Annotated in this window: 15 protein-coding genes; 6 read left to right on the top strand and 9 right to left on the bottom strand. The window is 49.0% G+C overall.

Annotated elements, in window-relative coordinates:
* Positions 1-9: 9 nt before the first annotated feature.
* Both CLV60_RS21825 and CLV60_RS21820 read right to left on the bottom strand, forming a co-directional pair.
* Positions 10-3402, bottom strand: a complete 3393-nt coding sequence (locus tag CLV60_RS21825) for a SusC/RagA family TonB-linked outer membrane protein (RefSeq protein WP_106597508.1) — start codon at positions 3400-3402, stop codon at positions 10-12.
* Between the two features lie 299 nt (positions 3403-3701).
* Positions 3702-3899, bottom strand: coding sequence for a hypothetical protein (locus CLV60_RS21820; RefSeq protein ID WP_106597507.1), 198 nt, complete (start codon positions 3897-3899; stop codon positions 3702-3704).
* Between the two features lie 194 nt (positions 3900-4093).
* Between CLV60_RS21820 and CLV60_RS21815 the strand changes: the two genes are divergently transcribed.
* Both CLV60_RS21815 and CLV60_RS21810 read left to right on the top strand, forming a co-directional pair.
* Positions 4094-6457: a TonB-dependent receptor gene (locus CLV60_RS21815; RefSeq protein ID WP_170118837.1), complete on the top strand. Its 2364-nt coding sequence runs from the start codon at positions 4094-4096 to the stop codon at positions 6455-6457.
* Between the two features lie 44 nt (positions 6458-6501).
* Entirely contained in the window at positions 6502-7725 is a 1224-nt protein-coding gene (locus CLV60_RS21810; protein ID WP_106597505.1) for a PepSY-associated TM helix domain-containing protein, read from the top strand.
* Positions 7726-7750: 25 nt separating this feature from the next.
* On the opposite strand, the gene CLV60_RS21805 is transcribed toward CLV60_RS21810, so the two are convergent.
* From CLV60_RS21805 to CLV60_RS21790, 4 genes are all read right to left on the bottom strand, one after another.
* Positions 7751-8806, bottom strand: a complete 1056-nt coding sequence (locus CLV60_RS21805) for a hypothetical protein (protein ID WP_146151582.1) — start codon at positions 8804-8806, stop codon at positions 7751-7753.
* A 212-nt stretch (positions 8807-9018) separates the two neighbouring features.
* Entirely contained in the window at positions 9019-9270 is a 252-nt protein-coding gene (locus CLV60_RS21800; protein WP_146151581.1) for a hypothetical protein, read from the bottom strand.
* Between the two features lie 5 nt (positions 9271-9275).
* On the bottom strand, positions 9276-12488 hold the full coding sequence (locus CLV60_RS21795) for a DUF6443 domain-containing protein (protein ID WP_170118836.1): 3213 nt from the start codon (positions 12486-12488) through the stop codon (positions 9276-9278).
* Positions 12489-12531: 43 nt separating this feature from the next.
* Positions 12532-16317, bottom strand: coding sequence for a T9SS type A sorting domain-containing protein (locus CLV60_RS21790; protein ID WP_170118835.1), 3786 nt, complete (start codon positions 16315-16317; stop codon positions 12532-12534).
* Between the two features lie 223 nt (positions 16318-16540).
* Between CLV60_RS21790 and CLV60_RS21785 the strand changes: the two genes are divergently transcribed.
* The 4 genes from CLV60_RS21785 (at position 16541) to rfbD (ending at position 20295) form a co-directional block, all read left to right on the top strand.
* Positions 16541-17965 (top strand): BamA/TamA family outer membrane protein, encoded by a 1425-nt coding sequence (locus CLV60_RS21785; RefSeq protein ID WP_106597500.1) that lies wholly within the window; start codon positions 16541-16543, stop codon positions 17963-17965.
* A gap of 116 nt (positions 17966-18081) precedes the next feature.
* Entirely contained in the window at positions 18082-18678 is a 597-nt protein-coding gene (locus CLV60_RS21780; protein ID WP_106597499.1) for a hypothetical protein, read from the top strand.
* Between the two features lie 5 nt (positions 18679-18683).
* Positions 18684-19391 (top strand): peptidylprolyl isomerase, encoded by a 708-nt coding sequence (locus CLV60_RS21775; RefSeq protein ID WP_106597498.1) that lies wholly within the window; start codon positions 18684-18686, stop codon positions 19389-19391.
* Between the two features lies 1 nt (position 19392).
* A complete protein-coding gene (gene rfbD, locus CLV60_RS21770; protein WP_106597497.1) occupies positions 19393-20295 on the top strand; it encodes a dTDP-4-dehydrorhamnose reductase in 903 nt (300 codons plus the stop codon).
* A gap of 10 nt (positions 20296-20305) precedes the next feature.
* Here rfbD and CLV60_RS21765 read toward each other — a convergent pair whose 3' ends face one another.
* The 3 genes from CLV60_RS21765 to CLV60_RS21755 form a co-directional block, all read right to left on the bottom strand.
* Complete coding sequence (locus tag CLV60_RS21765) at positions 20306-20848, bottom strand: Uma2 family endonuclease (RefSeq protein ID WP_229211084.1); 543 nt, start codon at positions 20846-20848, stop codon at positions 20306-20308.
* 185 nt (positions 20849-21033) lie between these two features.
* Entirely contained in the window at positions 21034-22683 is a 1650-nt protein-coding gene (glgP, locus tag CLV60_RS21760) for an alpha-glucan family phosphorylase (RefSeq protein WP_106597495.1), read from the bottom strand.
* An 85-nt stretch (positions 22684-22768) separates the two neighbouring features.
* The gene (locus CLV60_RS21755) at positions 22769-23497 is read right to left on the bottom strand and encodes a hypothetical protein (RefSeq protein WP_106597494.1); all 729 of its coding nucleotides are present in this window, start codon (positions 23495-23497) and stop codon (positions 22769-22771) included.
* Positions 23498-23569 lie beyond the last annotated feature (72 nt).

Genomic DNA, 23569 nt, shown 5'->3' with positions numbered 1-23569 from the left:
AATTCTATATCAGAAAGTTAAACCAAGTTTAAAACCAACAGGTATCACCCACGGAGTTACGTTGTAGCGCTCGATACCCTGCTTGAACTGGGTACCAGCCTGTGCACCGGACTCTTGCTGGAATGCCTGCTCGGGGTCAATACCGATTTTGGCTTTGGTCCAAAGGATAATGTTGCGGCTGTAAACGGCGATGTTGGCATTTTGCAGACCCAGGCGTTTCACAAAAGTTGAGGGCAGGTCGTATCCGAGCGATACTTCACGGAGTTTCACAAACGAAGCATCGAATGTAGCCGCACGGGTGAAATCCCAGGGATAGTTGTCGCCGTAAGGAATGTATTTCGTGCCCGCTCCACCGAGGTTCTCAGTGTAACCGGTGATTTCGCCGGCTTCGTTGTATTGTGCAATCACGCCGGGGTTGAACACCGCATAGTCATACGTATTGCCTCCGTACTCAAACGGGAAGCCGCCATATTCTTTGGTAGGACCACCGACGATGTTGAATTGGTTTCCGGTAACCACCACCTTGTTGTTGTTCACGAGATAGTTGCGCAGCTGGTCGCCGGTCATTCCGTTCGGATTAATCAGGTTATCCAGGAAGCGCTGAGATTTCAGGTCGGACTCGCCATAACGATATGTTTGCGATACGAAATCGCCACCCTGGCGCCAGTCGAACGACATGTTCAGCGTGAAACCTTTATATGAAAGGGATGTTTGCAAACCCATCAGGAAGTCGGGATTGAAGTTACCGATCTTATTGCGGGTTTTGGAAGCGGAAATCGACTGCCACGAACCGTTCTCATCCAGAATAGGGTAGCCGTAATAAGGCGAGCTCTTGTCCTTAACCGTAACCAGCTCGTTATCGTAAATATCCCCGATCTTATCGCCTACGTAAGTCCAGGCACCGCCTTTTGCGTCGGTCCAGAGCGTATAGAATTCAAGGCCATCCGACAGCGACTTGATCGTCGTGCGGTTTCTCGACCAGTTGGCATTGATATCCCAGCGCCAGCCGTTCTTGTCGATCGGCGTGCCTCCGAGTGTCAGTTCAAGTCCTTTGCTCACGAGCAAACCTGCATTGATATTTTTCGAAGTAAAACCGCTCGACCCCGGAAGTTTGGTCGGGATAATCTGGTTGCGGTTCTCCACCTGATAGTAAGTGGCGGTCATTCGGACGCGGTTTTGGTAGAGGTTCAGGTCAAGCCCGTATTCATACGAAGTCGCGATCTCCGGTTTCAGGTCGGGAAGCAATATTGATCCGGATTTGGACAAGCGTGTAATGCCATCCCAGGCACCGGAGTTACCCAGCGTCGCCAGCAAATTGTAGGGCTGGGTATCGTTACCCACCTGTGCCCAGCTTCCTCTCGCTTTCAGCAAACTGATCTGATTAGGCATCCGGAATACCTCATTGAGCAGGACACTCAATGAAGCCGACGGATAGAAGTACGAGCGGTTAGCTTTCGGCAGGGTACTCGACCAGTCGTTGCGTGCTGTCAGGTCGAGGTAGACCATGTCTTTGAAACCAATGTTGGCCAATCCGTAGACACTGTAAACGGCCCTTTCCGACAGGTAGCTGGAAAATCTGAGGTTCTGCGGGGCAATGTTCGACAGCGTATAAAGCCCCGGGATAACCAACCCGGTACCATTTCCGCTGGCTGTGTTCACGTCCATATTTTTCTGATAACGGGTATTACCACCGCCCGATACCGAGAAACTGAAATTGTTGATATCACGCTTATAGCTCAAAAGGAAGTCGGCATTGCGTTCAAATCGGGTAAGGTTAATCACCCCGTAACCACCACGGCTATCATTGGTATAGCTGTTTCCGATTTTGGTTTCGCGCTGTTCGCGATAAGTATCGAGCGCGTAACGACCCATCAGGCTCAAATGCGGTGTGATCTGCCAGTCGGCCTTAAGGTTCCCAAACACACGGTCGCGGACGAAGCTGTTGTTGACCTCGTAAGCCAGGAACCACGGGTTGTTGTAATCGCCCGGGCCTTGTGACAGCTGCTGCAAGCCTTCCTGCCCCGGCACCCAGTAATTGCGCAGGTCGCGGATATCGATGTGCGGCGAAACCGCATATGCCCATTGCAGCGGGTTGGTACCACGGTTGGTCGCCGGACGGTTGTTGGAGTTGTTGCGGCTGATATCGACGTTCGTGCTGAGCGTCAGTTTTTTGGCCAGCTTCACTGCCGAATTGATATTCAATGAATTACGGAACAGATCTGAATTCGGGATAATACCGCGGTTCGACATGTTCGAATACGACAACCGGTAAGTTACCAGATCATTGCTGTTTGAAATTGCAACCCCGTTGGTGGTGGTAATACCTGTACGCACAAAATTTTTGACATTATCCGGATGCGAAACGAGGTCCGTAGGAATCGGGTTGCCATTGGCATCCTTGGGGCTGTTCCATTGAATGGCCTTATAGCCTTTGTCGAGTTCCGGGCCTACCCCACCGGCAGAACCTTCGTCGATCATCAGCACACCACCGGGGTACGGGTTGTTATCCGGTGTAAAAGGCAGAATACCCGTCGCAAACTTGTGGTGCATGTTCAGGTATTTGTAAGGCTTGTCAAAAACCGTGTTGGAGTTGACGGAAACCGTCATTTTTTTCGATTTGCTACCGGTTTTGGTAGTAATCAGCACCACCCCGCGACCTGCCCTCGAACCGTAAAGTGCCGCTGCGTTCGGGCCTTTCAGGATGGATACGTTCTCGATATCGTCGGGGTTAAGGCTGGAAATCGCATTACCGTAGTCGACGCGGTTGTCGTTACCTACCTGGCTTACGTTGTTGAGCGTATTGGCGATAGGAACACCGTCAACTACGAAAAGCGGCTGATTATCACTGCTCAGAGATGTAGCGCCGCGGATGATCATACTGACCGAAGAACCGGTGCCACCTGTGGAGCTAATGGTAACGCCCGGCACCCTGCCGGCCAGCGAATTCAGCACGTTTTCCTGTGCCACCCGGCTGATATCTTTTCCATTGACTTCGGCCACCGAATAGCCCAATGAGCGTTTCTCGCGTGAAAGACCCAAAGCCGTTACCACGGTTTCGTTCAGCGTTTCAACACCTTCCGCCAGCACCACGTCGATCACCGATTGGTTCCCTACGATCACTTCCTGGGTTTCATGCCCGATGTAGGAAAATACGAGAACCGGCTTGGAGGCCTCATTGACGTTGATCGAGTAATTACCGGTTGCATCGGTGGAGGTACCCAGCTGGCTTCCCTTCACCACAATACTGACGCCGGGCAGCGCCGCGCCGTCTATTTTCGAAGTAACTTTTCCCTTGATGGTCTTATCGAGATTTCTCGCCGCGAATGCCGGGCTGACGAGCAAAACTGCCACGAAAATGCATAGGAGCAACCTTCGCAGGCTAGCAGTAAAATTTGGATCCATAGTTTTTGTGTTTAAGGTGACGGGCACTGTTCATGATACTGAGAAATAGAGCTTTATGTTAAAAAAATAGAAAACACGACAGACTTATATAATCCGTGTCAGCGGTATTAATAACATGGTATCAGAGGTGAGTAGCGGATCACCTTCCGCGAGGGTTGCTCACGGAAGAAAACATCTTGAAATCCTGCTCACATTACTAGGGATGGTGTCGTTTGGGCTATTCTAAAAGGATCTGACTTTTTTATTTCTGAACAAACTATTGATAGAGGAGAGTGAGTAGTTGTAAATTCTGTAATCTGCTATGATTCCTTCGGCCCGGCCTCACCGTTCGGCCGGTTTTCCTTCAACAAACGGTTGAAATAAATTTCGAGGGCGTCGGAGTAAGTTTTACCCCCTTCGTCATCGGAAATCCCTGCGAGCAACTCCGCCAGTTCGTCCTCGGATATCTTATTGCTGATAAGCTTGTTAATCAAAATTTCAGCCCGGGAGAATGACATGGTGTTAGTTAGTTTTGGTATGTGACAAGGATACTTGCAAAGCTTCATAACAGACTACTACCGCAACCCGGATTTTTCTCCCCACACTGCTTCTTTTTTGCGAAGCCCGCAGCCGGCAAATTTTTCCGCTTTCGTTGGCGAAAACCGAAAAGCGCATTATGTTTGTATTTTTATTTAGATTATTTACAAATAATATGAAAAATCAATACTTACACTCTGCAAATGCCCTATTGCGTGTAACCCACCTGGCCGTTGCCTTGCTGATTTCATTTCAATGCGCCTTCGCGCTCGCTCCCGACAAGGGACGCGGCAACGTGCGGGGAGTTGTGCAAACCTCCGACGGCCAGCCGGCCAGCTTTGTCAATGTGTCCATTAAAGGTTCGTCCAAAGGCGCACTCACCAGCGAACAGGGCGACTATATCATCCGGAATGTCATCGAAGGCAGCCAAACGCTCGTCGTGCAGCTCATCGGCTACTCGGCCGTTGAAATACCCATTGAAATCGTGGCCGATGAAACGATCACGGTACCTGTTGTGAGCCTCAAAGAGAGTTTAAACCAGCTGGAAGAGGTGCAGGTGAAAGGGAATGTAAACCGGTTTGCCGACAAGGAATCGGATTATGTGGCCAGGCTTCCGCTCAAAAACCTGGAAAATCCCCAGGTTTATAGCACTGTCAACAAAGACCTCATCAGCGAACAGGTCGTGACCGATTTTAAAGACGCATTACGGAATGTAGCGGGCGTGGCACCTGTCAACAATCCGGCCGGTGGTACCGGTGCTACGATCCGGGGCTTTTCGGCTACCACCACAATCCGGAACGGGATGGCGGTGCAGATTTACCAATCGGACCCGATCAACCTGGAACGGGTTGAAGTGATCAAAGGTCCATCGGGAACATTGTTCGGGTCGAGCCTTGTAAGCTTCGGCGGGCTGATCAACGAGGTTACCAAAAAGCCTTTCGAGAAATTTAAAGGTGAAGTTTCGTATACCGCAGGAAGTTACGAGCTCAGCCGGTTTACAGCGGATGTCAATACGCCGCTCAATGCAGACAAGAGCCTGCTCCTCCGTGTGAATGCCGCCGCACACTCGGAAGGAACCTGGCAGAGTTTCGGCCATAACCGCCGCTACACCGCTACACCAAGCTTGCTTTACAAGGTAGACGATCGTCTTACGCTCTCTTTCGACGCCGAATTGAATGCCACCAACCGCTCGACCGTAGCCTATTATCAGAACCTGAACAAAACTTCCTACAAGAATTTCAAGGACATACCTGTCAGCAGCAAAACATCCCTGGGCGGCGAAAACATCGACGCGGACCTCACCGCACTCAATTACGCACTCGGCGCCCGTTATACCATCAATTCCAAATGGACCTCCCAAACGAATATCACGCTCGGCAATAACCGCATCGAGCACAGCAACCAGATTTACCCGAACTGGACAAGCGACACGACTTTCAACCGAAACATTTCCAACTACGGCCCCCGCATTTTCACGTCCATCAATGCGCAGCAAAACTTTACCGGCAATTTCAACATCGGACGCGTACGCAACCGCCTGCTCATAGGCCTGGACGTGTACACGTTCACGAGCCAGCTGCGCTATACCGACGTCGGAACGTATGATGTGGTGAATACCAACAAGCCTATCCCGGGCATCAACCTCGAAAAGGTGAACGACCTCATGGCTGCCAAAACCAATTCCAACAACCAGACGCGCCTAAGCACGTACAGCGCCTATGCCTCGGACGTGATCAACCTGACCGAGCGCCTGATTGTAATGCTGAGCCTCCGTGTGGACCGGTTCGTGAACAATGCGACGATCACCAACGGTGTCAAAGGAACCAACGATTACAAGCAAACCGCCGTTTCGCCCAAATTCGGTTTTGTATACCAGCTTGCACCGGAGCAGCTTTCGATTTTTGGTAACTACATGAATGGTTTCCAGAATGTCGCCCCCGTGGTGCAGCCCGACGGTACCATCGCTACGTTCAAGCCTTTGAATGCCAATCAATGGGAGTTTGGTTTGAAAGCCGAAGCATTTAACCGCAAACTGACGGGTACTGTCAGCTACTATGATATCGCAATCAACAATGCTACCCGCATCGAAAACAGCTTTACGATTCAGGACGGCCAACAGAAAAGCAAAGGCTATGAAGTAGAGATCGTTGCAAACCCGGTAGCGGGCCTGAACATCGTGGCGGGTTATGCCAAAAATGAGAATAAAGTAGTGAAAGCCGCTGCATTCGAAGGCAACTACGTGGCGCAAGTCCCGACCGACTTTGCCAATCTCTGGGTGAGCTACAAGTTTACCGGCAAAACACTGCGCAATTTTGGCCTTGGCTTTGGCGGTAATTATGTATCCGACTGCTTCTTCGAGGCCGCCAACCTGATTACCATTCCGGGCTATACGCTGATTAACGCCTCGCTCTTTTACGACCAGCCCAAATGGCGCGTGACGCTCAAAGGCAATAACCTGGGCAACGAAGCCACCTTCTCCAACTGGGGATTGCCTCAGCCGCTCCGCCAGTTATCCGGCTCGGTAACCATCAAATTCTGATCTATCCGGGGCGCGTTCTGCGCCCCGGATTCAATCCTGCCACCATGAGCAACCGTAAATCCACAGAAAAACCCCGGCGTTCTCTTTTCAGGCGCATGAATGAATGGCTGCATCTCTGGCTGGGGCTTGCATCCGGTATTGTCGTATTTGTCGTGTGCCTCACGGCCGCATTGTGGGTATTCCGGTACGAAGTCTGGTATTTTACCGAACCCTACCAGCGCGTGGAGGCCCAAAACAAGCCGTTTCTCCCGCCCTCCGTATTGATTGCCAAGGCCGCCGCATTCGCGCAGCGCAAGGAGGGCAAAGGCGTGGAGTTCACCAGCATTACTTACGGCACTTCCGAAAAATCCGCATTCACGAACTACACACCGGAGAAGGGTAAGTTTTACTCCGTTTACCTCAATCCTTATGACGGACGGGTACTGTATCACAAAACCGGCCCATCGACGGCCGAATCATTCTTCATATTTGTACGCAGCGGTCACCGGTTCTTTTTCCTGCCTCAAAAAATCGGCAGCCCGGTCGTAGGCGCTTCCTGCATTATTTTTGTGATCACCCTCATCACCGGGCTCATTTGGTGGTATCCTAAGAAATGGACAAAATCGACACGTGACAAAAGTTTCAAAATCAAATGGAAGGGAAACTGGAAGCGCGTCAACCTCGACCTCCACAACGTGCTTGGCTTCTACGCATTCATCGTCGTGCTGGCGCTCACAATCTCGGGCATCGTATACAGTTTCGACTGGTTCGACAGAGGTTACCAATGGCTGCTCACCGGCAAAGCCACCGCCTCCCACGGCCATTCCGACGATCACCCGCATTCCGACACGACTTTCACCCATCCACTGTACGACCAGCCCGCGGACATCCTCTGGCAACGGATCCGCAACGACCACCCCGGCGACCTCGGCCGGCTGAACATCAGCTTCCCCGAAGAAGCCAACGATCCTTATGAAATCACCATCAACCCCCAAGACGGTACCATTTACAAAACTTTCACCCGCTTTTTTGACCGCAATACCCTGGCCGAACTCCCCTCAGAGGAATCGAAAAAATTCGAGGAAATGTCTACCGGGGAAAAACTCTACGCCATGAATTTTGACATTCACGTGGGGCAGATCTACGGCCTGCCGACGCGCATTCTCGCATTCTTCGCGAGCTTGATCGGGGCCAGTTTACCGGTGACAGGGTTTATTATCTGGTGGTTTAGGGGAAAAAAGAGCGGCAAGGTAAAATCTGTGGCGGCAAAGCGGTCCGTGGTAACTTAGGTGACTTTCTTCCCAATGTATTGTGCTAGCGCATCCTGTTCTGACCAAAATTCAAGTTGGCAAAATAGTGCAAACTTATTCGTGGTTGGATCAGGAAACTGGTCTTGGTCATGAAGCAGTAGAAATTGGCAAAATGCCCTACTTCCACACTTATCAGGCGCTTGTAGCTTATTCCTACATTCATTCCCAGGAAATCACTACGGTAGCCCCTATTGACGATGCTCGCATTGAGGCCTAAAAAAGGTCGGAGACCTCCCGACCCAAAATATCGTCCCAAACCAACTTCGAGTGTTCTTAACGTCTTTTTAGAGAATGCACCTGGAGAGAATCCGAGTGGGAGGCCAGGCGTAAAGAGCATACTGGCTTTCACATACCTGTTGCGAAACTTGCGTGGAAAGTCCGTCCGCAACCCGAAGCCATAAGTAGCCTTGTTATGAATGACCATCTCCTCGCCCCAGTTCTCAACACCTCCGATGAGCTCCAAATTGAAAGCCAGCCTATGATTTTCAGCCAGGTATCGGACACTATCCTTGGTAAAAAACGCATTATACGACTTGATATACTCTTTTAAATGCTTTTCCTGATACGGCGGTAGTGGTTCGCGAAACCGCTCTGCATCCGCGCATAGTTTCACGAGCTGCTTTTTATATTCATCGTAAACAACCAGGTAATTCCGATTGTCAACCGATTTGTAGAACGGATAGTAGAACAGCTCTTTCAACCGGTGCTCCTTCTCAATAAAGAAACGCGAATGCTGCGTGTGATCCAGGAATTCAAATAACGTTACTACTCCGCCGCTTACTACTTCCTGCAAAAACACCTGAACCGAATCCCGGGTTTCCAATGACGGTGCAAGCATATACGGCTGCATGAGGTTTATGTTCAATACCCCAATTTTCCTGCTCTTGTAAATTTCCTTTGCGGTAACTAATCCGAAACCCGCAATACTTTCGGCCGCGTAAGCCGATACCTCGCCATTCAGATTTCTAAACGCAATGCGATCCGGGCTGGTCGCCCAATTTTCATCCCGGACAAATCCGCGGATAGTGTCACTCTGATTGGTTAGAATGTAGCCTTCCACGAATTTCCCTTGGCCGAAAGTTTGCGATGCTGTGATTAATTGAATTATAAATAGACAAGGAATTACATTATGGAAGGCATGTGTATAGTTTCTCATAATGTGTGTTGAATGCGCTTTCATAGGTGTGTTTTTGGTTAAATTGAAAATAATTGAATTAAGGTCAATAGATCAATAACTCGTTCCAAATTAGACGTATACTCTTCAATAGTTTGCTATTGATTATTATACACCCGACGAACCATAATGATAATATTCACTAGTAAATATGTCGCGGCAGACCAAAGCCCCACAATCATTTGATCCAGCAATTTCTTTTTATCAATTACCGCTTCATTCAATTGGCTAGACACATGAACCTCTTCCACCTCATATTTTAATGACACGTAAGCATCTAATAATTTGGATGCTACAATTAGCAAAAGCATCAAGGATACAGCGATCCAAAGTTTTGAAACAATTTTCATGTTCATCAGTTCTCTTTTTTGGGTGCTATCACTTTCTCAACTCTAACTGAATTGTTTCCAAATATTGAATTTGCTTGCCAATTTAAAAATGCTTGTAATGATGCAGGAATAACAAAACGAGCATCTTCCTGTTTACCACTCCTATTTGGACGTTGTTGAGTTGCATTGGATCCAGAATTGCTCAATGCATCGCTAACACAGGTCGTACAATTATTACTTAACAATTGGTATTCTCCGACGACACGTGCTCTTGGATCACTTTTATATTCCCCCTTTTGGGGTCTCTTATCAGAAGAATTAAATTGAGCATCAATTTTCTCTTGAACGGCTTCGTCAGTTACATCCAAAACCTGAAATACTGTCGCTCCGGTTTTGTCGAATTTTTTCTGATTGTAAGAGCGTGCATCTTCTCCCGTTAATCTTAATAATACACCAGGGCCATTGGACAATGTATTCACACCATGCCATTTATCATAAGTTCCGGCATACCTACCATAGCTATACACCGTCATATTTTTACCGTCTCCTGTGCTTAACCATGCATGTCCAGCACCTGAAACTTCTGTATAAACTCTAACAGTGTCTCCCTTAGGATCGGTGTAAATCAGGGGGTTATTTAGACAATAAGCATAGGGGCTTGAAAATGTATATTTTTCGGCTCGATTATCTACCACGCCCCAGCGCCCGATCTCCGGCATATACATCCGCGCACCATAATCCAAATACCCAATCCCGACCTGCAACTCCTTCTCATTATAAAGATACCGGTTATACCCATTCCGCACTTTGAGCGGCTGTACCGGATTGTTCCGGTCTATTTCCAGGCCGAAGGGGTAATAATCTGTACGCTGTAATGTCTGGCCTTTCTCGTCGAAAACGAGCCTGACGTTACCGAGATGGTCTTTCAGATAATATTCAAATCCGATATTGTTATTTCTGAAAACAGCCTGGCCTTCGGACAGGGATATGCGGTGAAGGTTGTTCGCATTGCCCGTTTGCCGGTATTGGAACTGCCCGGCGTATTTCAATGTAAGCGTATCAAACACATACTTGTGCTTCGCACCGAGCGCGTCGTAATCGTAAGTCGCGGTTTTCCCTCCCAATGTGACCGTTTTAGGCAGGTTCAGATAATTGTAAGTCAGTGTCGCGACTCGGTTTCCATCCGCAGTCATATTGCCATTTCCATCGTAACCGTAAGAACTCGCCCCGCTTTTGACGCCAAGATTATTACCGCTTCCGTCGCTGACTGACGACAGCCGGTTCCCAGCGTAGGTATAAGCCAGATTATCGACAGCCGAGCCAGCCCTGACAAGCGTTTTGATGTTCCCGTTCTTGTCATAGGTAATGCCATTTTCTGTATCGGCATAGCCGCCGGCACCGCTCGAACCCGTCAATCTGTTCGCTGCGTCATAAGTAAAATTGAGCCCCTTGACGTACGAAGCCTCATCTTTGTTCAACCATAGCATCTGGCTGATGTTGCCGTTTGTATAGTTGTTCCCGTTGGCATAGTTTAAAGTAAAGCCAAAAACATTCTGCTCCGGATTGTTATCCTGCTGTTTGTAAACCGTTCGCCCTTCGGTTTGCCAGCTTCGGATGTTGTAGGTAAAATTGGTCTTTCGAAGGTAATGTATGTTGTCGGGCGAATGCTGCCACTGGCTTTGCTGCTGTCCAAGGGTGTTGTAGCGATGGCCGGTGGTAAAAAGCTCTTTTGTTTTGTTAGCACTCATAACCTTTTCCTTAACACACAATAACCTGTCGGCATGATCGTATTCGAAAGTTGCAACATGAGTGTGCGTAACATTCCCGGGCAACATTTGTTCGGTCTTCTGCTCTGCCATCACGGGCGCGAGGTCGTATTTGTATTGATTTGAAACACGTTCGATGCTACTTGCTCCCAAATCATACAGCTCCCGGGTAACCTGAATTGTGCGGTATTCATTATCGAAATAGCTTACGGATGTCAGCCAGCTCCCCGCAGCGCCACTCCCCGGAAGCATCCTCGCCCGCGTGCCGGTGACTTGCCCTTTTACATTCGAATTGGAGGCGGGGTAATAAGCCGCATTGTAGGCTAAATTAGCAGCCTTTGAAAAAGCATAATCATCATAAAAAGTGATGGTTAGCAGACTGGCTTCCGTGGCTGTCTTAGGGGCTGTCTTATCCAACGTGTACCCCTGAATCGCACCATTGTTGCGCTCTTCATGATGTTCGGTGTTGGCATCTACGTTTACGGCCCAGCTTTGCCTGGTGGCATTCGAAGCAATTTCCCCGGATACGACAGGTCGGTCCAATGCGTCATATTTGATGAATGCCCAGACGCCCCGCGCTAGTTGATTCGGGTCACGGGAAAGCGCCAGCCGGTTATACTGGTCATAAACCAACTCCGTTACACCACCGCCGGGGACCCTCCTCACTGTCATACGCCCGCGCTCATCATAGTCATATGTGAATGCATGATCCGTCAACGACGGCACATCCTGGTAATTCGGCTGCAAAACGCCTCTGAGCAGCCCGGCATCGTCATAGATGTAATAGGTGGAAAGTAAATTACCCGCTCCTGCGATTACCTGCCGGCAAATTACCTGTCCGAGCAGGTCGGTAAATTCGTTTGTAACATTACCCTGTTCGTCGGTGATGTTTTTGTAGGTCAATGTTCCCGCTGCATACGCACCCACTTGAACAATGGTATTCGCCGCTTGATCATAATCATAGCGATTTACCTGATTTGCCGTATTGACCTTCTGCTTAATTACCGAAGTGTTACTTTTATTGCCCGGCGCCCGCTCTCCCGAAATGCGATTGGTTGGTGCGGGCTCAAAGAATGTCTCCTGGTAAGGCCTGCCCAGATCCGAGGATGCCAGACCAGCGGTATTGGCATTATACCAATTCGTCGCTTCGGCACCCGCATTTCCATGGAACGCCCCACTCCCCGACGCCGCATAAGGGAGGTATTTCTTGATAATCCGGCCAGCGGCGTCATACTCCAATGGCTCCACGAAATCCTGACCGGCCGGGTTCTGTGCTACCATCACCATTTGAATGGGCCGGCCAAGGCCGTCGAAATACTGTACTTGCGTGTTGACCTTACTCACGTCGTCCGCATTCGCTCCCGATTGTTTGTAACTTCGATGGATAATATAGTTACGCGTATTTGTTTGCTGCGCATAGCCAATGATCCGCACAAGCATGCAGATCACCAGCCAGGATAATGTGTGTTTCATACCTGAATCTGGATTGAAGTAAATAAATAGAAGGAAGGGCTGACTATTGCTTCGCGATCCGGTGGATACCCGTCGAACCATCGCGATAGGCAATGCGCACAACATACAACCCCGCGGACAGGCTCGAAACATCTATCTCGGGCTGCCATCGAGCCGACAGGACCTCATCGCCTCCCGAATCAAAAATCGCAATGCGTGTAATTGCGGACGGATCGGATACCCGTATCTGCAACTTATTCCCGACCGTAATCGGATTGGGATAAAGTACGGCATCACGCTGATCCCCAAACGTCACGCTTTGAATGCGACTATAAGCATATGAGCCATCCTGATCGACCATTTTAAGCCTGTATAGATTTTCCGAGGGTAGCGGCGCGGTGTCGGTAAATGTGTAGAATTGCTTTTCGTCACTTTCCACATGCGATTTAATCGTCCCTATCGATTCCCATTGTTTTCCATCACCGCTACGTTCAACCGCGAAATGATCGCTATTGGATTCGTGGGTGGTTGTCCAAGACAGCAAAGCCGCATTTTCGCGACGAACCGCGTTGAACTCAACCAGCGTCACCGGCAAGGCGGCTTCGGAAATGAGCAGTAATGGAGGTGCAGAAACAGTTCCGGTAGGCGTTAAAGGCGCACAATCCACTACCTGGCCTGCCAGATTATAGCAATAACCCGCTCGCTTAGGTCCACCCGCATTATTTGAAATCGCCGATTTCAACCTGTTGAAACCATCATATTCATAGAATATCGTTTTACCGTTCGGGTCCTGGATCGTTTCCACACCCACACCCGGCTTATAGTCGTAGCTCGTGGACTGCGCTGCGGATGTGCCATCTGCAATAGTTCGCTTTTTGAGCAAATCAGTCTTGCCTACATCGGCAGGCCCGAAATATTCCAGTTTATTCGCAGGCCCATTAAGCTCCTTATAAGTCAGCAGGTTTCCTCTCGGGTCGTAAGTGAGGAATTCAATGTCGGTTGTGAAAGTTGGTGTAAAACCAAGTTTACTTTCAACCTTTTTAGGTTGGTAATTCCCCGAAAAAAGGTCATAGGAAATTGTCGTCGCTCTTATCGGAGTTGGCGACACATCCAAGCCGCTATATTTAAGCATTTCAACAACCGGGCCAATGATGTACTTACTAGTCATTGCGATACTTGCCGCATCCCCCTGATTGAGCGGATATCTGTATCTGTTTTTGATCATCCTTCCGCGACTATCGCTTTGCCCCTCTATATCTAGTTGTCCGTTGGGCCAATACACTCTACTGGCCACAGAACTGCTGAAAAGAACCGGATCATCCTGATCATAAGTATTTTGAATAATCTCCGTGGGAAGGAACTTCCTGACATCTATCAAACTTGCTGTGCCTTCATAAACCTTGTGATTCGTCTGACATAATAGTTCCACCAACGTCTTTACAGAGCGAGCAGAATACTCACCAAGCGGACCGACAGGATTAAAAATCTGTGTCGTCTTTGATGCCAGATTTCCATTCTGATAATAGCTTGACAAGTTGAGCAGTTTTCCTCTCGTGTAGGATTTATTGTTGTACGGCTGATAGGGAGTTGCACTCGTTTGAAGGAAACCTGACGGTGCCTCATCCCGGTACCCATTGTCGAAATTCGAGAACTGATGCACTTTCCACCCCTCCGTCGAAGAACGTTCAATGACTTGTGAGTAACCGATATGCACTCCCATCGCATTTTCGGATATCGGCAAAACCGATTGGGTAGAGAAAATATCTTCCTCGACCAACACCCCAGCTGTTTCCGGTAATGGTTTGTAGTCAGGCCAATAATACTGCGTTTTACCCCCTAGTACACCGCTCGAAAGTGCCGACGACGAAGTGTCCGGACTAGCAGCATTAAAGCTGGCCAGATAGTAATACTTCTTCGACACCGCGGGAAGTCCCAAACCGGGATCATAGCTTACGATTTCACGAATTCTCAGTCCGCCCGCTATTTGATTTGACGCCAGAGCATCTTCACCCTCCCAACGTTTGAGTTTCACCTCCTTTGAATAGCGATGGGGCTCAAACCAGAACTTTGTAATGCCGCCCGTCGGATACTTTATCTGTGATAGCGCTCCCAGACGATAATATTTTTCAAAGACCGCCGGATTTCGAAAGCTCAGCCCATAGTTGCCGAAATCGTTAAAATCCACATTCACATTAATCAGCTTGCCATTATTGAATCCCCAGTGATCGGTGTGCGACTTGCAATAGGGCGGCAAACTCAGCTGAGGATCTGCATAGTAGGTAAATTCGTATGCAGGTAACTTATTTGCATTATAGCCTGATTTCTCCTGCACCTTCTGCAACATTAGGCGCTCGCTCGCGATATTGTTGAAGGTGAGCTCAAACTCTTTGATTGTAATACCGCTGCCGTTCTGAATAACAATCTTGTCCAGCTTCCGCCATTTGAGCTTTGCCAAAAGCTGCGCTAAACTCGGGCTACCGCAGTTATTGGGTCCAGTGTTATTGGGATAAAAACAGTCATACAAATACGTAAGATAATCTCGCTTGGTGAACCCGGGAATACTCAGTGAAAGGCCATTAATATATGAATCAAAAATGTCCTGCGAATAGGGTAATTCATTGCTGATGGAGGTGTTGTAGATGACCCGAAAATTATCCGCGGTGATTTGTTTAAGGTAAATCGGAGAAATAAGTTTTCCATTGTACGGGCCCATCTGGCCTATGAGCGACGACCAATTGCTGCATGAAAAAAGGTTTCCTCCGTTGACCCTAGCCATCTTGTTGTAAATAGCGATGTACATCTGGGCCAGAAAATCACCTCTCTCATACAAAAACTGAATTGTTTGACCTGTCGGACGCACAATACTTTTCAGATACCAGGAATTACACGTCCAATTAGATTTTCCCTGATTAAAAAAATCAAGACTATATTCCAGGTAGGAATTATCACTACCTCCAAAAATATATTGTGTGCCAAACTCATCGGTAATTATAAAACCTTCAAAATGTTCTGCGTAATGTTGGTTATTAAAGCTATCCCATTGGTTCCCGGTAAAAGTAGGAGGTGTAAAAGGGGGGTAAAGCGGTATTCCGCTATTAATCAATTGCACCCTCAAAGGGCGTTCGGATTGTACTTTCCACTTTGCGTCGCTGCCCAGATAAAATTTTCCTGAAAATCCCGGAGCCGAAAAGCTGAACTCATCCGGTTCAGTATCGATATGAATCTGGTTTAACGTGGTGTTTGCAATGGCTATGATACCTGCGCTCTGAGACCAATCCACTCCGTTAAGCAAAGCAGTATGATACGCGTACCCATGTTCTCCGAGCGTACTCGCATTGGGTTTGTTGTCATCCGGCGCGTCTCTGACCGTCCTTGTAATTGCATAATGCGTAGACAGTGTAAAATTCATCCCTACCCACCCCGGATGTTGCTCCGGCCGGACGCCAGCTGCGTCATATATCAAAGAGATCGGTAGCTTCACGGGGCCATCGGAAACTTCGTGCAGATTGACTGAAATTTCCGGCTTACCGGTATAAAGAGAAACTGGAATTTCTCCGTGCGACCCAAAGCTTGCTACGTTGGGGCTTTGAATTGTACTCGGAGCTTTCGGAATATTTTCCTGTATCTGCAAATATTGGATAGCATTCACAAGCTTCGCCGAATCTTCCGAATCCGGCTTGGGCACAATCTGCCCTAGCAATCTTGTATAAAAACAGCAAAGGGTAAAAATCAATAGTAATGTGTGTCTCATGTTGATGATCAGGATAACCGGACAAAGAATATCCGGCTGACCTGCAAGCAGGCCGGTGAAACAATAGTTACAGGTGTGCAGCGCACAAACGAGTATCATTATGACAGTGGGTGCCATCTCACACTAGTTAAGCTCCGGAATTCAACTAGTACGATGCCGGCAAACATATACTACTGCCGCTTGCAGGAAACCATATAATTATCAAGCAACCCTTTTCGATCACCGAACGGCCAGATGTTCGGTGTTAACCCCTATTTTTGCTAAAATTTTATCATATTAACAGAAAGTATCGTTTCTATACCGAAACTCGGAACCGTGAAGAATGAACCCTAAGAAGTGCTGTCAGGAGATTTACTTTCTGCTTTTTATCCTGCTTTTTTCCCATTTCGCCTCCGCCCAGACGGTCGTTGCCGACAGTGCCGGCAATGTGATCGTGGGTGATATTACGGTGGAAGGGAACCATCGTACCCGCACGGGCATCATTATGCGTGAGATGGACATCCGCAGAGGCGATTCGCTTACCACGGAAACACTCAAAGAAAAGCTCGAAATTGACCGCAGAAAGGTCATTAATACCAATTTATTCATTACAGTCGACCTGCTGACAAAGCCGAATCCGGATTCCGTTCACACCGATATCCGCATTGTTGTGAAGGAACGCTGGTACTTCATTATACTCCCGGTTTTCCAGCTCGCCGACCGGAATTTCAATGAATGGTGGTACGAACGAAAGCGGGACCTTTCCAGGACGACCTACGGCGTATACCTCAGCTACGGTAATGTCACAGGCCGGGCCGACAAGCTCCGTTTTCTGGCCGAATTCGGTTTTATTCCCAAGTTCGAACTAGCCTATACGTTGCCTTATATCGACAAGGCGCAGAAGACCGGCATCACCGTCGGGACTTCGTATTCCATCAATAAAAATACCGCTTTCAGAACCTGGCGCGATAAGCTGCAATACCTCAGCAGCGAGGATATCAACCGCGAACGGTTCTATACCTACGTGAGTCTGACGCGGCGTAACAAGTATTACACATTCCACTCCGTTGACCTCCGGTGGAGCTACCTCACGATTTCGGATACGATAGCGAAGCTCAACCCCAACTACCTTCTGAATGGGGATAAACGGCAACGTTATTTCCAGCTGACCTACACATACAGCTACGACAAGCGGGATAATGCGCAATATGCACTGCAAGGCCAGACGGCCGGGTTGCAGATTTCCAAAACCGGGCTCCTGCCTTCCGACGACGTCAACACGCTGTACTTGTACGGCTCTTACCGCAAATTTATTCCGCTGGGCAAGAAGTGGTTTTTCAACACCAATGTCCGGGGGCGGGTATCGTTTCCGAAGCGCCAACCTTACACCCAAACGGTGGGTCTAGGCTATCGTAACGACCTCGTGCGCGGGTACGAGCTTTATGTGATCGACGGCCAGGATTACGCATTGATCAAGAACGAACTGAAATACAGGCTTTTCTCAATTCAAAAACATTTTTCATTCATCCCTGTCAGACAATTTAATACGATTCCGCTGGCGGCCTACATCAATACTTTTGCAGATGCAGGCTATGTCAAAAACAGCTATCCGGAGTTCAGCAATACCAAATTGGGCAACTCGACATTGTATGGCGCCGGTGCGGGACTGGACGTGGTAACTTTCTATAATATCGTTGCGCGGTTCAATGTAACCCTGAACGGCTTGGGCGAACGCCGGTTCTTTTTTAACCTTGCAAGAGAGTTTTAACCGGATTTCCGGAAGTGTTAAATATGTATAAATTGCAATTGACCATCAGTCGAACTAGTTATAAGGCACGATAATTTCTCAACTTTATTTAACCGCATGACACAACCTCTACGATTATGAATACGCTGAAAAACGGAATCGCATTGCTCGCGATAGCATTATTCGCTTCGGCTTGCGACACTAAAACAAATGAAAAAACCGAGGCGGCGGCAGACTCGGTAGTCCTGCACGAAGCTGCTCCCGCCGACCTGAACAGCGACCAGTCGGCGCTGCTGAAAACGATCCTCGGGCCAGCGGAGCAGAATCCGGCGGGTGTTGTTCTGAGGGGCATTGCGTTCGGTGATGCGGTCGCCAAAGTGAAGGCCACCGAAACCTTCGAAATGTTTGAAGAAGCACCCGACCACCTGGGATACACCTCGGAAACGGCTCAGCTGGAAACCATCGACGTGCAGTACTTTCTTACACCTGAAAAGAAGGTAAACAAAATCACGATCGACGTTTACCTGAACAGCCCGGAAGCTACCAAACAGCTCTGGAATGCCAGCAAACAGTATTTTAGCGAGGCCTATTCTTCCCCGAAAGAAGAAACCAAAAAGATCACCTGGAACAACAAGACGATCCGGGTGGACATGGAGGATGTTTCGGAAGGGAAAGATTATGGTCTGAAATTTCAATTCTTCCCGGTCGACAAAAACGTTCTGGCCGCCAAATAACACCTATGAAAAACAAAAAATCGATTCTCCTGGGCGCATTATGCCTGATTGCCCTGAATGTTTTTGCGCAAAAACCGTCCAAAAAAGACGAGGTAATCACCATCGCTACCGACAAGGGCACGATGCGCTTCATTCTTTTCGACGAAACGCCGAAGCATAAGGCCAACTTCATCAAACTTGCCAAGGACAAATTCTATAACGGGCTGCTTTTCCACCGCGTCATCGACGACTTCATGATCCAGGGCGGTGACCCCAATTCCCGCAATGCAAAACCCGACGACATGCTAGGCCGCGGCGACAACGGTTACAGGGTACCTGCGGAATTCAACGGAAAGTTGTTCCACCAGAAGGGCGCACTGGCCGCTGCACGCGACAACAATCCCGAAAAAGAGTCCAGCGGATGCCAGTTTTATATTGTAGAAGGCCGCAAATGGAGCAAGGCAGACCTTGAAAAACAATCGGCACGCGCGGCACGTAAACTGACCGACGCCCAGAAGAAAGTATACGAGACCATCGGCGGCACACCGCACCTGGACGGTGCCTATACCGTTTTTGGGCAGCTTATTGACGGCATGGACGTAATTGACAAGATTGCTTCGGTAGACAAAGACGAGCGCGATCGCCCTGAGAAGGACGTTTCGATGAAAGTGACTGTCAAGAAGATGAAAAAGAAGAAGATTACCCGCAAATACGGCTGGAAATACGAAGCTTAAATTGGAAAAGAAAAAAATCCTGATCACCGGCTCCAACGGGTTGCTGGGTCAAAAACTGGTGGAACTACTCGTTTCAAAAGCACATATTGAAACAGTTGCCACGGCCAGAGGAGAAAACCGGCTGCCATTCAGCAAGGGGTACCGCTATGTTGAAATGGATATTACCGACCCGGAAGCCGTTGATCAGGTGCTCGGCGCCGAGCGCCCCAATGTGCTGATCCACACCGCCGCGATGACGAATGTGGACCAATGCGAAGCGGAGAAAGATGCCTGCTGGCAACTGAATGTTACCGCTACCGAAACGCTGGTAGCGGCCTGTGCCAGGTACCAGATCTTTCTCGAACACGTCTCTACCGACTTCATTTTCGACGGCACCTCGGGGCCCTACCGGGAGGAGGATATCCCTAACCCCATCAGTTTTTACGGATGGAGCAAGTATGCTGCTGAAAAAGCCGTCAAATCCTCGGACATCGAGTGGGCCATCGCCCGCACCGTACTTGTGTACGGAATCGCGCACGACATGAGTCGGAGCAATATCATACTTTGGGTTAAAAAATCATTGGAGGAGGGCAAGGCCATCAAAGTGGTAACCGACCAATTCCGCACACCTACGCTGGCCGAGGACCTGGCAATGGGCTGCTTCCTCATTGCGGACCAGGAGGCCAAAGGCATTTACCACATTTCCGGCAAGGATTTCCTGACACCCTACCAAATGGCGCTTGCTGCTGCGGATTACTTTGGTTTGGACGCTTCTTTGATTTCGCCTACGGATGCATCCACATTCACGCAACCGGCGCGAAGGCCACCGCGTACAGGTTTTAATCTGACTAAGTCACGGAATGTGCTGGGGTACGAGCCGCATTCGTTTCGGGAAGGGATTGAGATTTTGGCGGGGCAGATTTAAGGTTGAATTATCATGCTATCTTCGCAAGGTCCAACTTAAACCCTGGGAAAACGGGCTCTCCTGAAAGTTGAATATCCAAGCCGGAATGTTCAATGATAGGGTTGCCGGGTTCGTAAACATATACTTTCCCGACATACTTGTCGATCAGCCAGCCAAGGCGACAGCCGTTAGCCATGTATTCCTGCATTTTATTCTGCAAATAAATAATGCTATCAGTTTTCGAGCGAACTTCAACAACAAAATCAGGGCAGATTGGCGCAAATCGCTCTTGCTCCGCTTCGGACAAGGCATCCCAGCTTTTGCTATTAATCCAGGCAACGTCCGGCGAGCGAACAGCCCCATTAGGAAGCGTAAAACCAGCCGATGAGCCAAAGATCATCCCTGGATTATCGTGCTGATCCAGCCATATACCGAGCGCGATAAGAATTTTGGAACTAAGATTATCAGATAAACTTCCAGCCGGCGACATAAGTATAATGTTGCCTTCGCTGTCCCGTTCAAAACTGAGCGTATCGTTCATCTGGCAAAAACGGAAAAATTCGTCCTCGCTCATGATATCTCCCACAATGAATTTAACAGGCGTGTCCATAACTTAACGATGTCTTTGGAAGTCTTTCAATAATGTAAATCAAATATAACGATTTCAAAGCGAAGGTTGCAGAGCGACCAGCAGCCAATTTTCACAGGATACACCCACAAAACCCAACTACCGGTCGCCGCTTTCCTACGGCTTGGATTTTAACTATACAACAACTCATAATACTCCCGCGCCATCCGATCAGAGCTGAACGGTTCCGAAACGTCGTTCATACTATTCAAAATCATCTTTTGCCACTTCTTGGGCGCATTGTAGTAAGTGGGGATTACCGTGCTTTCGAGGGCTTTCAGCAGGTTATCGCAATCCTGCTTATTGATATCCTCTCCCTGGGCTACCGGCAGCAGAAATGCATTGTGCCCGTCCTTCGCGAACTCGCATATCCATCCGTCGAATGTAGAGAGGTTCAATGCGGCATTCATGGCGGCGGTCATACCGCTGGTGCCGGAAGCTTCCCGCGTAACGACAGGCGTATTGAGCCAGATATCGGCGCCATCTTTGAGCAGCTTGGACAATGCCAGTTCATAGCCGGTCAGCACAGCCATATTGGGAAACAAATGGCTTAAATAGAAGAGATGATTAAAGGTCGCAATCGCTCCTTCATCTTTCGGATACGGTTTACCGGCCCATATTACCTGCACCGGCTGCTTCGTATTCTCCATGATTTTCTTAAACCTCTCGAGATCCCAGATCAGCATATCCGGCCGCTTGTAGGCCGCAAACCGCCTCGCCCACACGATCGTGAGCACATCCGGGTCGAACAGCTTTCCGCATTGGTCGGCAACTGTCTTGAACAATGTCTTTTTCAATGCTTTTTTACGCGCAACGATCGCATCGATATCCTTTCCGAGCCTCGCTTCTTCCAATACCGGGTCAACCCAATAAGCATTGTTCTGCGCATTGGTAACGTGGCCGATCGGCGCGATTTTGGGATGCGATTTCCACATTTTCCGGGAGACCTCTCCATGCAGTTTCGAAACACCATTCGCCTTGTGGCTCAGGCGCAATGCGGCCAGCGAGTGGTTGAACACATCGTCGCTTATACCGCTGATTTTCCGCACGGTTTCGAGGTCCAGACCGGAGAAAAAGCCCAGCTGGTCCAGAAAGTGAATATCGTGCTTTTCATTTCCGGCTTCCTCCGGCGTGTGTGTCGTGAAAACCACCCGCTTCTGTACCTCCGCAGGCTTCTTATATTTTTTATACAAATGAAACAGTGCAGAAACCGCGTGCGCCTCGTTCAAATGGTAAACTTCCGGCTCGTATTGAAGGGCTTCCAGCAACCTCGCACCGCCGATGCCCAGCACCATACATTGCGCCACTTTATAGGTGACATCGGAATCGTACAATGAATAACTGATCGCCCGCGTCGATTCGTCGTTGCCGTCGGTGTCGGTCGTGAGCAGGAATAATGGCGCCGAACCGAACGTTTCCGGATCGAGGTAGTAGGCTGCAACCCAAACGTTTTTACCCATGATGGGTATTTGAAAGCGGATTTGAGTATCGACCAGGTAGGAATACATTTTCTCGTGGAACTCCGGCTCCATACTGCCGTCTTTCTTGCGGCCCTGGTCGTAGTAGCCATATTTCCACAGCATTCCGATACCAATCAGGTTTTGTTTGAGCCCGTACACGCTGCGCATATGCGAGCCCGCGAGGAAACCCAGACCGCCCGAGTAGATCTTTAAAGCCTGATCGACAGCAAATTCCATCGAAAAGTAGGCCACTGATTTTTTGTACTGATTATCCGCCGCAAACGGGTGGCGGTAGGGAAGAGCGAAAGTTTGTTGTGACATTAGAAGCAATTTTGGTAGAACAAAACAATTGCATAAAAAACCCGGCCTATCGAAAAGGGCCGGGTCCGGTTACTTTTTCAAGCGCCTATTTGCCGAAGAGCCGCGCCCAGAATCCCTTCGCCTTGGTTTTCGTCTCAACGACTTTCTCCGAGGCTTCCTCCCTGAACTCCGCTATTTCCTCCGCAGCCTTCGCTTTCAATTCATTAGCCTTGGCTTGTGCTTCGGCGAGCTTTTCGGAAGCTACCTCTTTCGCATCTTCCAATGCTTCGGCGGCATCTTCTTTGATATCTTCATACTTGTCTGCCGCGGCTACCTTGATATCTTCAAACTTCTCCGCAGCAACTTCCTTAATATCTTCAAACTTATCCGTCGCGGCCTCTTTCAGGTCCTCGAATTTCTCAGCCGCTGCCTCTGTCAGACCGGCTAGTTTCGCAGCAAAGCCCGATTGTACCTCTTCGACTTTTTCCGCAACCTCCTCTTTTACAACCTCTACCTTAGCCGCCGCCTCTTCTTTCACCTCTTCCACCGCTTCCTCGGCAGCCGCTGCCTTGGTCTCCGCCTGTGCTTTCAGGTCGTCGATCGTTTCGTAAACTTCGGTCTTAATGCCATCGGCCGCTTCCTCCAATTTCTCCTCCGCCTTCGTCTCTACGGCAGCCACTTCTTCTTTCACTACTTCGGTTGCCTCGGCCTTCACTTCCTGCACCTCTTCCACGACTGCGTCCTTAGCGTCGGTAGCAGTAGTTTTGAGTTCTTCAACTTTATTTTCCAGCGATTCTTTTGCATCTTCTGGTGTAGGTTCGGTATTCTCGGCCATGGGAAATGAGGTTTTAAGGTAAGAACAGTTGATACGATGAGTGCGTAAGCTACAAAGGAGTTACCAAGGTTG

Source organism: Dyadobacter jiangsuensis, assembly GCF_003014695.1.
Lineage (GTDB): Bacteria > Bacteroidota > Bacteroidia > Cytophagales > Spirosomataceae > Dyadobacter > Dyadobacter jiangsuensis.
Note: the sequence above shows the minus strand (reverse complement) of the source record. Positions and strands in the feature narration are given on the sequence as shown.